The sequence below is a fragment of the Protofrankia sp. CiP1_Cm_nod3 genome (assembly GCF_982290655.1).
Map to the genome: position 1 here is coordinate 4,565 of NZ_CEVIVD010000030.1, position 14,047 is coordinate 18,611.

Below are 14,047 nucleotides of genomic sequence, written 5' to 3' on the forward strand. Positions count from 1 at the left end.
GGCGCTGGACGCCGCGTCGGCGCCGGCTGCCTCGCTCGAGCTCGTCCCCACCGGGCTGCCGGTCGGCGACGTCGACGCCAGGCTGCGGGACGCTCTCGCCCGGCTGCTGCCGGACGCGCCGCTGCTGCCCGGCGGCCGCCGTGGCGCCGACTGCCTCGTCGGCGACCTCGGCCCCGCGACCGATCCGGTCACCGGACTGCTCACGGCCGCATCCGGCGATCCCGCCCCGGCTCCGGAAGATCCCGCCACGGTCCCGGCGTCCGCGGGCAGCACCTCGCCGGCCGGCAGCCGCCCGCCCGCCCGCGAGGGCCTGCCCAGGGCCGATCGCGAGATCGCCGACCTCGAACGGCTCCTGCCCGCCGCCGCGGACCTGCCCGCCGGTGACGGCGATCGCGCGGGCGGGTCCGTGGGTGACGCCGGCGGCACCGTCGACGGGCTGTTGCCCGCGGCCTACGCCGCCCGCCGGTGGCGGCCGGCCCTCGACGCCCTGGGGGTACGCCGTCTCGACACCGCCGGGGTCGTCGAGATCCTCACCGAGCTGCGCAGGCCGCCGGCCTGGTGGGCACGGGTCTACGCGGCGCTGGCGCACGCCCCCGACCGGGACGCCCTCGGCGCCCTGCCCGTCCCGCTGGCCGCCGCACCCACCGCCGCCGCGCTCCCCACGGCGTCCGCGGCCCCCACGCTCGCCGCGGACGCGGACGCGGACGCGGACACCGGAGCGGGCGTGACCGGCAACGCCGACGGCTCCCAGGAGCTGGGCGTCCGGATGGTCACCGGCCCGCGAGGGGTCCTGCTCCCCACCTCTGAGCTGGATGTTGTCACGCTGGTGGCCTCGGGCCTCCCGCTGCGGGTGGCACACCCGGACGCCTGTGCCGGTGCCGCCCGCGACGCCCTGCGCACGCTGGGCGCGGTCGAGGGGACCCCCGCCGGTGTCCTGCGCGACGGCTCCGTCCGCGATGCGATCATCGATGTCGACGCGGACGCCGATTCCGACGCCGCGCTCGCGCTGGCGGGCGCCGTCCTGGCCCTGGTCCGGGACGCGGGCCTCGGCGTCGCCAGCGGGCTCGACGGCGGCGCCGGCAGCATCGACGGCAGCATTGTTACTTTTGGTGACGACAATGCCTCCGGTGAACTGTCCTGGCTCGCCGACCTGCTGCTTCCTGACAGCGATGGCGACTTCACCCCCGCCGGGGAGCTCCTGATCGCAGACAGCCCGCTCGACCAGGTGCTCGCGGCGGACGCGCCGTTCCGCGTCCTGGCCGACGACCTCGCGCGGGCATGGCCGGCGGAGGTGCTCGAGGCGGTCGGGGTGCTGCGGACCTTTGCCGTGCTCAGCGCCACCGACGTCCGGCTCGACCCGGACGAGCCGGTCCTGCTCGACCTGGACGACAGCGACCTCTGGGTAGCGGAGATCACCGCCGGCAGTCCGCCCGGAGCCGGCCCGGATCCGGACGTGGACGGGCCGGGCGCGCCGCCCACCCTGCGGGCTTTCGCCGCCGTACGCGACCTCGAGCTCGTCGACCCGTCACAGTGGCCCGCCGCGCTCGCGGAGCTGGCCCGGCCGCCCCTACGAGACACGATCATGAAGTCCGGCCGGCTCCAGTGGCCCGATCGTCCTGGTCGGAGCCGGGGCGCCGGAGCCGGTGCTGGTATCGGGCCGGCCGCGGACGTCGGAGTGTCGTACACGCGCTGGTGGCTTTCACGCAACGCGCTGCTGCCGGTCGCCGGCTCCACGGCCGCGCTGCCACCGCCGGAGCTCACGCTGCCCGGCGCCGACCCGCTGCTGGCCGGGCTGTTCGCGCCGGCCGCCCCCCTGCCCGGGGTCGACGCCGACCTGCTGCGCCGGCTCGGCTGCCGGCTCACACTCTCCGACGTCCTCGGTGATCCGGACGCCGTGCTCGACCTGCTGGACCGGCTCGGCGACGCCGACCGGGACGTGCCGTGGCCGGCGGCCCGCGCCCTCTACATGGCCGCGGTGGACGCCGTCGCGGCCCTCCCCCGCTCCGGAATCACCAGCGACGGCGCCTACCGCGACACCGACACCGACACCGACGGCGAGACCGGCGATGGCGACGACGACGACGACGGACCGGCCAGTATTGACCCTCCGCTGACCGTTCGCACCCCGGACGGCGTGGTACGGACCTCCGACGCCGTGATCGTGGACGCGCCGGACCTCCTGCCGCTGCTCGGCGCGGGCCGCGGCGCGCTGCGGCTGCCGCTGGACCGGGCGGCCGAAGCGTCATACGTACTCGGTGTCCCCCTGCTCTCGTCGCTGGGTGACTGTGACGTCATCACTACCCGCGATGACCACAACACCGTCATCGGCGCCGGTGAAGGGGACACCCCCGAAGAGCTCACCGCACCGGACGGGACGCCGTACCTTTCCCACACCCGCCTGCTCGTGGCCGACGTCGACGGCCGGCCCACGCCCGTCCCATGGCGGGTGCTCGGCGGCATCGGCGGGGAGATCCACATCGACGCCGGCTCCGGGACGGACGCGCTGGCCAGGGCCCTGGCCTGGCACGCCGGCACCTGGGACCGCCGCCACGCCATCGCCGAAGCGCTGCGCGACCCCGCCCGCGAAGCCCAACGCCAGGCCGAAGCCGACCTCGACGACTCCTGACCAGCAGCGCCCGGCCACCGGCTCGACGGGCAACAGCGGACACACCGGACAGGAGCCGCCATGAAAGGCTGGACCCCTGACCTTTAACGCGAGCCCGCGGCGTCAAAGGTCAGGCGGTGAACGGATGGCCCACTAAGTGGATACCTGACCGATATTCTCGATGTCATCCACCGGAATCGGAGATGACCGGCTGCCGCGGCTGGAATCGGCTACGGCTGGGACTGGTCGGTGCGGGCGGTGGGGAGCTGGCGGCGGAGGCGGTTGCGGCGGCGGGTCGTGGACCAGACTCCGACCAGGCCGAGCAGCGTGCCGACGGCCGTGGTGGCGATCCACCACAGGTGGCCGTCAGCCCGCAGGCCGCCCCGGAACGGCAGCATCACGATCAGCGCGACGAACCACAGGACCGTGCCCACCCGTACCGACAGCACACCGTCGTACGGGAGCGGCTCCAACTGCCGACGCTCACCCGTCACGCTCACCCGTACGACGCTACCCGCCCCGCCCCGGCCAGCTGCCCGGTCAGCCGCTCAGCGCGCGGACCAGGAACGAGGCCACATCGAGTTTCTTGTCGAGGACGCCGGCCTCGGTGTAGATGTCCGCGGTGCGTTGCAGGTCCTTGACGACCGTGTCGTCGATCGGGACCGCGGCTATGTTCCGACGATCGACCACCGCGGCCGCGACCGGCCCCGGCAGCTTCGTCAGGGAGGCGAACAATGTGGTGAACGCCTCCTTGTTGCTGTTCGTCCATGCGTACGCCCGGCCCTGACGGACGAGGAAGTCGGCGATGGCCGCGCGTTTCGCCGGATCCTCGAATGCCTGCTGGGAGGCTACGGTGAATCCGAGGCCGGTGCTGATCCCGCTGCCGTCCCGAAGGACCCGGGCGCCCTTTGCCTCCGACAACGCGATGTACGGGTCCCAGGTGGCCCATGCCGCGATCTGGTTGGAGTCGAAGGCGGCGCCGGCCGCCTGCGGCGACAGGAACGAGATCTCCACGTCGTTCGGGGCGAGCCCGGCCTCCCGGAGCGCGCCGAGCAGCAGATAGTGCCCGACGCTGCCCTTCGTGGTCGGCGAGACGGTCTTGCCCTTCAGCTCCGCCACGCTGTGGATGGGCGAGTCCTTGCTGACCAGGAGCGCGACTCCCCGCGGGGAGCTTCGGGACGCGCCGACGACCTTCAGCGGCGCGCCGGAGCCGAGCGAGGACAGGACGGGGGCGTCCCCGGCGCCGCCGATGTCGGCGGCGTTCGCCCGCAGCGCCTGCAGCAGGGGCGCCGCGGCGGAGAAGTCCGACCATTCGACCTTGTACGGCGCGCCCTTGAGCGCGCCGGAGGCGTCGAGCACCGCCTTGTTCTGGCCGACCTGGTCCGCGACCCGCAGGGTCACCCCGGACAGGTCCGGCGCGACACCCGCCGATGTCGGTTTCGGCGTGTCGGTTCCCCCGCCGCAGGCGGCAGCCACCAGCAGGGCCGCGAGCGCGGCGGCGCCGGCGAGCAGGCGGGGTTTCGGACGGGTCGACAGACGTGGCATCAGGCAACTCCGGTACGCGGACCTCTGCCGTCCGCGGAGACGAGGGTGAAGGCAGGAGGACAGGAAGGCAAGAAGTGACGGTGACGGGAAACAGGCCGGCCGGCCGGCGGAGGCATCAGGGCCGCCACCGGTAAATCCCGATTACGGAAAGTCGCAATTCGGTAGGGAACCGGTCGTGCGCCGGCCGGTCCGAGATCTGCGGCGCCTTACGCGGCCGTCATCGACAGCGGCTGCTCCAGGCCAGACCGTAATCCACGCAACGACGGCGCGTCAGGACGGTCTCGGCAGGCACAAAACAGCACTCTGCGTATTTTTCGCTTGTTCAGTCAAGAAGTAGAAAAGTGACATGCATCACACAACTTGGTCTGTTGACGCAGGTAGGAGCGTCGTGCTTCCGTTGATTTCATGTTCAAGCCGGCGCTTCTGGTTACTCGGGGTCACATCGACCTTCTTCGGGTGAAGTCCGCCGCATGTCCGGCATCCCGGCCGGGGACGTGACCTCGCCCAACCCGCGGCGACCCGAAAATGTGACGATTTGAACGCGTGACGCGACGAGCGCCCGACAGGCCCGCTGCCAGAGGCTCCAGGAATTTCTGATCGTCTTCGGCCGGCCGCGGCGATTTGTTTTCGGATATCCGACGAACCGGCGACAGGTCAGCCGCGCCTCCCGGCGAATCAGGACGGCTCCTGACAGCCCCGGCAGATATCGGCGGATGCCAGCGGATCCGCCGGCTGGCCGCCATCCGTGTCCGGCGTCCGCCCGGCGGTACGCAGGAGGACGACAGCATCACCACTGACACCATCGCCGGCTGCCACCATCGCCGGCCTTGAGTTTCGCCGGCTCCATATTCCGCCGGCCGTGCTGGCGCCGGGAGCACATCCGGAGCGGAGAAAACCACAAGCGGAGAATTTGTGACGACACAGACACTTCCCACTGGGAGGGACGCGACAGGCGCGGCCGGCCAGGACGCGGGCGCCGACGCGTCGGGCGCGCCCGCGGTGCCGGACGCCCCGCCCGGCCGCGCCGCCCCGGCGCTGACGACGGTCATCGCGTCAGCAGCCAGGCGGCGTGGCGTCCCGCGCTGGGCCCGGCGGCCGGTGGGCCCGCTGCTCCTGCTGCTGCTGTGGCAGATCGCGAGCTGGAGCGGCAGCACGTCCACCGAACTGCTCGCCTCACCGTGGACGGTCGTCACCGCTGGCACCGATCTCGTCACAAGCGGCGAACTACCGAAGGCGATCCTGGTGTCGCTGCGCCGCGCCGGCACCGGCGTGCTGCTCGGCGGGTCCGTCGGCATCCTGCTGGCACTGCTGGCGGGGCTGTTCCGGCTCGGCGAGGATCTCATCGACGCGTCGGTGCAGATGATCCGGACCGTGCCGTTCGTGGGCCTGATCCCCCTGTTCATCATCTGGTTCGGCATCGGCGAGACCCCGAAGATCGCCCTGGTCGCCTTCGGGGTCGCCTTCCCGCTCTACATCAACACCTACGCCGGTGTCCGCAACGTGGAGGTGAGCCTCGTCGAGGCCGCCCGGACGGTCGGGCTGACCCGGCTGGGGCTGATCCGGCACGTCATCCTGCCCGGCGCGCTGCCGAACGTCCTGGTGGGGCTGCGCTTCTCGCTGGCCATCTCGTGGCTCGCGCTCATCTTCGCCGAGCAGATCAACGCCCACCAGGGCCTGGGGCAGCTGATGAACGACGCCCAGGAGTTCCAGCGCACCGACATCATCGTCGTCTGCCTGGTCGTCTACGCCTTTCTCGGGCTCACCGTCGACGCCATCGTCCGACTTCTCGAAAGGGTGCTGCTGTCGTGGCGACCGACATTCAGCGGAACGTGACCACCCTGCCCGGCCAGGAGGCGGACCTGGAGCCCGTGCGCCCACCGGCGGCCGGCCCGCTGTCGGCCCCGGACGGCATCCCGCTCGCCGTGACGGTCCGCGGCCTGCGGCGCGCGTTCGGCGGCAACGTCGTCATCGACGACCTCGACCTGGACGTACCGGCCGGCCAGTTCGTCGCGCTGCTCGGCGCCAGCGGCTGCGGGAAGAGCACGCTGCTGCGCATCCTCGCCGACCTCGACACCGAGATCAGCGGTCAGGTGCGGGTGGCGTCCCGGCGGGCCGTGGCCTTCCAGGCGCCGCGCCTGCTGCCGTGGAAACGGGTCTGGCGCAACGTCGTCCTCGGCCTTCCCGGCCGGCCCGACCGGGCCAGGGCGGCCGCGGCGCTGACCGAGGTGGGCCTCGCCCACCGGGCCGACGCCTGGCCGAAGACCCTGTCCGGCGGTGAGGCGCAGCGGGTCTCCCTCGCCCGCGCACTTGTCCGCGACCCCGATCTGATGCTGCTCGACGAGCCGTTCGGCGCCCTCGACGCGCTCACCCGGATCCGGGCGCAGGGGCTGGTCGAGCAGTTGTGGCAACGTCACAGCCCGGCGGTCCTGCTGGTCACCCACGACGTCGAGGAAGCCCTGCTGCTCGCCGACCGGGTCCTGGTCATGAAGGACGGAGTGATCGCCCACAGCACGGCTGTCACCCTCGCCAGGCCCCGTGACGTCGGCGACCCGTGTTTCGTCGCGCTGCGCGCCGAGCTGCTCGGCTGGCTCGGGGTCGGCTATGCCCGCTCCGAGGCAGCCGACGACCGTCCGGCGCGGGACGGCGAGCCCGGCCCGGCAGCCGATATCCGGGAACCTGCGCCCAGACAGAAAATTCTTTCATGACCTCCTCTCAGATACCCGCATACACGGACGTCGACCCGTTCCACCGCCGCCTGCACCAGATCACCCAGGGGCAGCTCGACCCGGACACCGCGCAGACCTCGGGGATGCGCCGGTTCTCCGCCGTCAGCGGCAAGACCGTCGGGTCGTCCAAGCTGTGGATGGGGCAGGTGCACGTCGCCCCGGCCACCGCGTCCGGGAACCATCACCACGGCCGCTCCGAGACCGCCATCTACGTGGTCAGCGGCCATCCGGAGTTCGTCTTCCTCGACCAGGCGGTCGAGGGGACGGACGAGCCCGGCCCCGGCCGTGAGGTCCGGGTGCGGACCTCACCGGGTGACTTCATCTTCGTGCCGCCGTGGGTCCCGCACCGCGAGGAGAACCCCGACCCGAGCGTCGAGGCCATCGTCGTGATCTCCCGGAGCACCCAGGAGGGGATCGTGGTCAACCTCGAGGACCTGCGGTGGGCCGGGCCGGTCCTGACCAGCGGGCCGGACATCGAGGGCTGTTCCTGACCAACGTCCTGGCCAGCCGTGCCGGCCAGCCGTCCTGACTGACCGTTCGCTGATCCCGTGCGGCCGCGATCCGGCCCAGCCTCGCACACCATGATCACAAAATGATCGACAGATGCTCACCAGGAGTCAACGCCATGCCCGTGGAGTTCATCGGACTGATCTCAACCAACGAAGGGTCGGAAACACACCGGCGCTCCGGAGCGGTCATCGACCCGAGCTACGTCCGCCGGTTCGCCCGCGTCCACGAGGACGCCGACTTCGACCGGGTGCTGATCGGCTACAGTTCCGCCTCGCCCGACAACATCCAGGTCGCGGCCTATGCCGCGGCCCACACCGAGCGCCTGGGATATCTGGTCGCGCACCGGCCGGGTGTGGTCTTCCCCACGGTGGCGGCCCGCTATTTCGCCACCCTCGACCATTTCTCCGGCGGGCGGATCGCCGTCCACATCATCACCGGTGGCAGCGACGCCGAGCAGCGGCGGGACGGCGACTACCTGACCAAGGACGAACGTTACGACCGCACCGACGAATATCTCGACATCCTCCGCCGGACGTGGACGTCCACCGAGCCGTTCAGCCACGAGGGGCGGTACTACAAACTGGCGGACCATCTGGCCACCGTGCACCCGGTCCAGCAGCCGCATATCCCGCTGTACTTCGGCGGGTCGTCGCAGGCGGCCTACCGGGTCGGCGGCAGGCAGGCGGACGTGTTCGCCCTGTGGGGCGAGCCGCTGGCGCAGACCGCCGAGCAGATCGCCGCGGTGAACCAGGCCGCCGAGCGGGCCGGCCAGCCCAGGCCGGGGATCAGTGTGTCCTTCCGGCCGATCATCGGCCCGACCGAGGACCTCGCCTGGGAGCGGGCGCACCGGATCCTCGCGGACACCCGCGCGAACCTGGACGCGCCCAACGGAATCTTCAGCCAGTTCCGCCACGCGTTCAGCCCCGAGGCGGCACCGGCGAACGTCGGGTCACAGCGCCTGCTGGCAGCGGCCGCCGCCGGCGAGCTGCACGACCGGGCGCTGTGGACGCCGCTAGCCGCCGCCACCGGTGCCGCGGGCAACTCGACAGCCCTGGTCGGCACCCCGGAGACGGTCGCGCAGGCGTTGCTCGACTACATCGACATCGGCGTGACCACGCTGCTGATCCGCGGTTACGACCCCTACGACGACGCCATCGACTACGGCCGTCACCTCATCCCGCTGGTCCGCGAGGAGGTGGCCCGCCGGGACCGCGGGGAGGCGGCGAAGCGCACCACGATCGCGCCGGTACCCGCGGCGCTGGCGGCCAACGGCGCGGGTGCAAACTGAGAGTGAAGAGAAAGTGAACTGAGTGTAATGTAGACAGGCAGGCGGGTGTGCTACCAGCCAACCGGTCCACGCCCCCGTCCGGCGATCCCGGGGGGATCGCCGGATACCATGCGCGCCAGGACGAACACAACCGGCACCCGACGACAGGAGAATCCGGCGCCAGGGCGACGAAACGCAACCTCCACGAAGCTTTCCCGCTCTGTTATCCTTCGGGTGTGAATTATCACGTGGAGCCGAGACCGCGCACCGCTGGTCCGCTGCACGCCGGGCTCCTTCTGGAGGCTTTCTGGCCTCCCCGTCGCGAACACGACTTCGATCAGTACTGTCCGGGCCCCGTCGCGCGCTAGAGACGAGATCAGCGCTCACCGGCCCGTTCCGCAAAATTCTTTTGGCCGTAGCGGTCGATCGTCAGAATTTATGTGACCCACTGATCGAGAACGACACAACATGTTTTCTCGCACCCAGGCGCCGGTCCGATGGATCCGAGAGGTGTCGAGGAATCCGAAGGAGTCATTCACATGACCGCGTCACGCCCAGGTTCGTCCCACCTTGAGCAGCCCCGCCTCACGGTGACACAGAGACGCCGCCTGGATACCCTGACAACCGCCCGCGCGACGGTCGCCACCCCCCTCCGGCAGCAGCCGGAGCGCGACGTGGTGGTGCTCGGACGCGCCGCCTCCTGGCAGCAGCCGGCTGTCCAGCCGCCGGCCGGCGCACCGGTCACCTCACCGGCCGGCGTGCCGGCCGGCGCGTCGACCACCACGCCGCAGCGCCCCGAGCGCGGCGTGTGGATCGACCGTCCCACCTGGAGCGCGTTCGTCGACGGAAAGCTGCTCGACCTGACCTACCTCGAGTTCGAACTGCTCGACTTCCTGGTGCGCCATCCGGCGCTGGTGCACTCCCGGACCGCGCTGCTGCGTTCGGTCTGGGGCTACCACCTCGACGACGACCCCCGCGCGGCCGGCCGGACCGTGGACGTCCACATCACCCGGCTGCGGCGCAAGCTGGGCCCCGAGCACCGGGACCGCATCGAGACCATCCGCCGGGTCGGCTACCGTTACCGCCCCGTCCCCACCGGCCGCCAGGCATAGGCCGGGCCCGGACCGGCTGGCCGCGGGCCGGCTCCGGCCATACCGGACGACGCTCGGGACGGCCGCCGTCCGCCGGGCGCGGCCTGACCGGTGTCCCGGCCGCGCGGCTGTCCCGAGCGTCAAGGCCGTCCCGGATGCCGGGGCGGCTCGTCGTCGGCGCGCGGGACATGCCGGTGAGTCCGGTTGCCCACTGTGCCCGCTACCGTGACGCTCGGATACCCGAGTGCCTACCGTACGGTATGGTTCCCAGAAACTGCCGTGATCATGCCAAGGAGATCATCATGTCGGGGGGCCTGGCACGACGTCAGCCGGAGCCCGGTCTCCCGGTCACGGCCGCTCCCGCTCCCGACGCCGGGCGCATCCGCCGCGATGCCAGCCGGCAGCGGGCACATACCGCTGGAAACACGTAGCTTTTCTGGTAATGAGCGCAGCGGAGAAGTACCTTGACCCGATGGACGGCGTGGCCGAAGCCCAGCTCGCGTCGGTCCTCCGCCTGTCCGTGATGCGGCTGTCGCGGCGTATGCGCCAGGAGCGGTCGAACACGCTGACGCCCACTCAGATCGCCACCCTCGCCACCCTGAAACGGCACGGCTCGATGACCCTTGGTGAGCTCGCCGCGCACGAACGGGTGCAGCCGCCGTCGATGACCCGGGTGGTCGCCCACCTCGCCGAAGCGGGCCTGGTCGCCCGCGGCGCGCATCCCTCCGACGGCCGGCAGGTCATCGCGCGGATCACCGAAGCGGGCATCGACCTGCTGGAGGCCGACCGCCGGCGCCGCGACGAGTGGCTCGCCGAACGGCTGGCGTCGCTGAGCCCGGACGAGATGGCCGCGCTCGAGCGGGCCGCCCCCATCCTGGACACGCTGGCCGGCTCGTGACAGAGGCCGTCGCCAGCCCGTGACAGGGGCTGACGCGCCCGTACCGTGGCCCACCGCCCACCCCCGCGCGCGCCGGCCTCTCTCCGCGTCAGCCCGTCCATGCCGTCCATGCCGCCCCTGCCGTCCTACAGCTCCACCCAGCCGCTGTTCTCCTCGGACGCGTCCGCGGCCGCCAGCACCCGCGCGATGGTGAGCAGGTCGTGGAAGGTCGCGCCACGGACCAGAGCGGGGTCACCCAGCTCGGTGACCCGGACGACGTCGTAGGTCGCCTCGATCAGGCCGGGACGTACGCCCGGGACCGCGCGCATCAGCAGGTCGCGCGTGCCGTCCGCGTCCTGGCGCAGGACGCGGCGGCCCTGCACGACCATCCGCCCGCCGGTCCCGCAGATCGTGATCGTGGCGGTCTCCAGCCGGCCGTCGGGCCGCTCGTTGACCAGCGCCGTGGCACCGCTGGCCAACAGCAGCGCGAAGGTGACGGGCGCGTCGGCGGTGAGCCTGGCCGCGGGCATGGCGTCCGGGCTGGCGCAGACGGCGAGCACATCCCCGCACCAGCGGACGACCAGGTCGATGATCTCGGCCCGGCCGGACTGCCCCGCCGGTGCCCCGAGCATGGTCACCTGGGTGATCCGGCCGAGCGCGGCCAACGACGCCTGCACATGCCAGGCCGCCGGCCAGGCCCGGCCGTCCATGGCGACGACGTGCGCGAGGCCGGACTCCTCCGCCAGGTCGGCGACGGCCCGCAGGGACTCCGGGTCGGCGGTCGCGGGACGGGCCAGCAGCACGTGCAGGCCGGCTTCGACGGACCGGCGCGCGATCACGTCGGATCCGGGCGGCGTCATCTCGATGCACACGGCCTCGATGTCGTCGGAGAGCATCGCGACCAGATCCGCGTAGGCGCGTGGCGCCTCGGCCTCCGCCGCCCAGGCCAGCGACTCCAGCGGCTCGGGCGCGAGCAGGCCGACCACGTCCACACCCGCGTCCCGCAGCACCGATGCGGTCGTACGGTCGCTGCCGCCCGTCGCCAGGGCCATCGCGCCTGGCAGGTCGGGCAGCAGGCGCCGGGTGTCGCGCCGGCGCTCCCGCCATTCGCGCGCGCCTGCCGGATCACGTTGGGCCACCAGTTCGGGAACCGTTGTCACATACCGATAGTGCCCTCCCTCGCGGGGACCTGGAGCGTTATTCGTAACTACCCGGCATCAAACTCCCGACGCCAACGGGCGGAGATCTTTTTGTCCGACTTATTACCATCATTCCCATCAATGGTGGAACCAGCGTCGGTAACCGGTGGCCGCATCATGCAGAATCCGCGGTCATGGCTCGGATGTTCGTGGCGTTGCTCCCACCGCGGGACGTCCTGCGACCGCTCGTCAGTGCCGTCGAGCGGCTGCGGGCCGGCCGGCCGGGGCCGGCGGTGGGGCTGCGGTGGGCCCCGCCGGAGAGCTGGCACATCACCCTCGCCTTCCTTGGCGAGGTGCCCGCGGGCGTCCGGCCCGCGCTGGCCCGGGAGCTGGCGCGGGTGGCCGCCGAGCACCCACCGGCGGCAGTGGTCATTTCCGGTGGCGGACGGTTCGGGAGCCGGGTGCTGTTCGCGGCGGTCGACGAGCGGCCGCTGGCGCCGCTGGCCCGCGCGGTCGCCCAGGCGGCCAGGCAGGCCGGGGCGGACGGCCTGGACCCCCGCGAGTGGCGGGGGCACCTCACGCTCGCGACCCACCGGCCCTCCCCGCACCGGCCCTCTCCGCACCGGCGGGGCCGGTACGCCGGCACGCCGGCACCGGCCGGTCAACCGGATCTGGCGGTGCTGGCCGACAGCCTCGCCGGGGTCAGCGCCCGGCCGTGGACGGCGACCGGGTTCGCCCTCATGAGTAGCGGATCGCCGCCCGGCCCCCCGTACGCGACGACGGCCACCTGGCCGCTGGCGGGCTGACCCACCCGGTGGGCTGAGCGGCCGGCGGCACGATCATGTTTCGGCCACGGCGACGGCCGGCCCGGGAGCGATCCCGTCCAGTGCGTCCAGTTCCCGTTCACCGAGAGCGATCTCCAGTGCCCGCAGCGCCGCGGTCAGCTCGTCGACGCCGCGGGGGCGGATGGTCGCCGCGGTCAGCCCCGGCTGGGCGAGCAGCCAGGCGAGCGCCACGTCCGCGGGCCGTTCGCCGAACGACCCGCACAGGGCCACGAACGCCTCGAACCGCGGCCGGTGCCGCTCCAGCCGCTGTGCCGCCCGCCGCTGATCCGGCACCTGTGCCGGCGCGTGCGCTGAAACGCTGTCGAGCAGCGCGTCCAGCAGCGGGCTGTGCCCGATCACGCCCACACCGTAGGACTGGCAGACCGGCAGTACCTCTGTCTCGGCCGCGCGCTCCAGCACGCTGTAGCCGCACCGGTCGCTGACAAGGCCGAGGGACCGCCGCCGCATCGCGGCCTCGTTGCCCGCCGCGATCTCCCAGCCTGCCAGGCCGGACGAACCGACATAGACGATCTTCCCCTGGGTGGCCAGCATGCCCGTGGCCTGCCAGATCTCCTCCCACGGGGTGTCCCGGGCCAGCGCGGGCACCTGGAGAAGATCGATATGGTCGGTGCGCAGCCGGCGCAACGACTCCTCGCAACGCCGCCGGATCTCGGGCCCGGACAGCTTCCCGTCACCCCCGGGCAGCCCGGTCGCCAGCACGACCTGGTCCCGGCGCCCACGGCTCCTCCACAGCCAGTCGCCGACAGCGTGCTCGGCAGCGCCCGCGTCGGTGCGCCCGGTGGCATGGGCGGACCACCCATGGGCGTCCGCGGTGTCGAGGAAGGTGCTGAAAAAAGTGATACCGGCGTCCAGTGCCCGGTCCATGACTGCGCCGGGGGCATCCGTGCCCACCGATGGTCCGGCATTCATCACGTCCAGACACAGCCGGGACACCCGCACTCCGGTACGGCCAAGATGCGCGTGGATCACAGAACAATCTCCCGTCAGCGGCGACCGGCCCACCTGGACGGCCCGCGACCCACTATGCCGACCGAACGCCGGGCACCGCTTACGGCGCCCGGAAGGCCGATCCCGAACGCCCGGACACCGTAAGCGGCGCCCGGAAGACACCGGCGGGCCCTTCCGCGGAACCGTCCCGAAGCCCCGCGGAACCGTCCCGAAGCCCCGCGGGGCCGTCCGGAAGCGCCCGCCACGGACGGCCCCGAATCCCGGCCGGCCATGCCGGCGGGAAAAAGATTCGACAGCCGCGCCGAACCACGCGTAACGGGTGGCGTAGGACACGTCGGGCGGAAGACACCGATCACGGGCGTGTGCAGGCCACAACCGCGAGACTTGGGAACAACCGTTGTCTACCGCCGAACCGGCCCGAGCGGTCCACACCCCGACGCCGCGGCCCCGGCATGAGCCACACCGACGTGATCGCCACAGCGAGAGGAGCCCGG

At 72.2% G+C, this 14,047-nt stretch carries 11 protein-coding genes and 1 pseudogene; 8 read left to right on the forward strand and 4 right to left on the reverse strand.

What is annotated here, in order from left to right:
* Nucleotides 1-2,626 (forward strand): annotated as a pseudogene (locus AC5LUJ_RS08450) (sacsin N-terminal ATP-binding-like domain-containing protein); the annotation flags it as partial.
* Nucleotides 2,627-2,835: 209 nt separating this feature from the next.
* Here the strand turns inward: AC5LUJ_RS08450 and AC5LUJ_RS08455 are convergent.
* Both AC5LUJ_RS08455 and AC5LUJ_RS08460 read right to left on the reverse strand, forming a co-directional pair.
* On the reverse strand, nucleotides 2,836-3,105 hold the full coding sequence (locus AC5LUJ_RS08455) for a DUF2530 domain-containing protein (protein ID WP_250283104.1): 270 nt from the start codon (nucleotides 3,103-3,105) through the stop codon (nucleotides 2,836-2,838).
* Nucleotides 3,106-3,145: 40 nt separating this feature from the next.
* Nucleotides 3,146-4,150: an ABC transporter substrate-binding protein gene (locus AC5LUJ_RS08460; RefSeq protein ID WP_250283102.1), complete on the reverse strand. Its 1,005-nt coding sequence runs from the start codon at nucleotides 4,148-4,150 to the stop codon at nucleotides 3,146-3,148.
* Nucleotides 4,151-5,062: 912 nt separating this feature from the next.
* Between AC5LUJ_RS08460 and AC5LUJ_RS08465 the strand changes: the two genes are divergently transcribed.
* From AC5LUJ_RS08465 to AC5LUJ_RS08490, 6 genes are all read left to right on the forward strand, one after another.
* Nucleotides 5,063-5,983: an ABC transporter permease subunit gene (locus AC5LUJ_RS08465; RefSeq protein ID WP_250283100.1), complete on the forward strand. Its 921-nt coding sequence runs from the start codon at nucleotides 5,063-5,065 to the stop codon at nucleotides 5,981-5,983.
* Complete coding sequence (locus AC5LUJ_RS08470) at nucleotides 5,956-6,855, forward strand: ABC transporter ATP-binding protein (protein WP_445548198.1); 900 nt, start codon at nucleotides 5,956-5,958, stop codon at nucleotides 6,853-6,855. Before AC5LUJ_RS08465 ends, AC5LUJ_RS08470 begins: the two co-directional genes overlap by 28 nt.
* Entirely contained in the window at nucleotides 6,852-7,367 is a 516-nt protein-coding gene (locus AC5LUJ_RS08475) for a cupin domain-containing protein (RefSeq protein ID WP_250283098.1), read from the forward strand. Before AC5LUJ_RS08470 ends, AC5LUJ_RS08475 begins: the two co-directional genes overlap by 4 nt.
* Nucleotides 7,368-7,501: 134 nt before the next feature.
* The gene (locus tag AC5LUJ_RS08480; RefSeq protein ID WP_250289611.1) at nucleotides 7,502-8,674 is read left to right on the forward strand and encodes an LLM class flavin-dependent oxidoreductase; all 1,173 of its coding nucleotides are present in this window, start codon (nucleotides 7,502-7,504) and stop codon (nucleotides 8,672-8,674) included.
* A gap of 518 nt (nucleotides 8,675-9,192) precedes the next feature.
* Complete coding sequence (locus AC5LUJ_RS08485) at nucleotides 9,193-9,765, forward strand: winged helix-turn-helix domain-containing protein (protein WP_250283096.1); 573 nt, start codon at nucleotides 9,193-9,195, stop codon at nucleotides 9,763-9,765.
* Between the two features lie 421 nt (nucleotides 9,766-10,186).
* Nucleotides 10,187-10,642: a MarR family transcriptional regulator gene (locus AC5LUJ_RS08490; protein WP_250283094.1), complete on the forward strand. Its 456-nt coding sequence runs from the start codon at nucleotides 10,187-10,189 to the stop codon at nucleotides 10,640-10,642.
* A 125-nt stretch (nucleotides 10,643-10,767) separates the two neighbouring features.
* Here the strand turns inward: AC5LUJ_RS08490 and AC5LUJ_RS08495 are convergent, their stop codons facing one another.
* Nucleotides 10,768-11,781 carry a Gfo/Idh/MocA family oxidoreductase gene (locus AC5LUJ_RS08495; protein ID WP_250283092.1) on the reverse strand — a complete coding sequence of 338 codons (1,014 nt, stop codon included), beginning with the start codon at nucleotides 11,779-11,781 and terminating at the stop codon, nucleotides 10,768-10,770.
* 173 nt (nucleotides 11,782-11,954) lie between these two features.
* On the opposite strand from AC5LUJ_RS08495, the gene thpR reads away from it, so the two are divergent.
* Nucleotides 11,955-12,566 carry an RNA 2',3'-cyclic phosphodiesterase gene (thpR, locus tag AC5LUJ_RS08500; RefSeq protein ID WP_250283090.1) on the forward strand — a complete coding sequence of 204 codons (612 nt, stop codon included), beginning with the start codon at nucleotides 11,955-11,957 and terminating at the stop codon, nucleotides 12,564-12,566.
* A gap of 33 nt (nucleotides 12,567-12,599) precedes the next feature.
* Here the strand turns inward: thpR and AC5LUJ_RS08505 are convergent, their stop codons facing one another.
* The gene (locus tag AC5LUJ_RS08505) at nucleotides 12,600-13,538 is read right to left on the reverse strand and encodes an aldo/keto reductase (protein WP_493464744.1); all 939 of its coding nucleotides are present in this window, start codon (nucleotides 13,536-13,538) and stop codon (nucleotides 12,600-12,602) included.
* Between the last annotated feature and the right edge of the window lie 509 nt (nucleotides 13,539-14,047).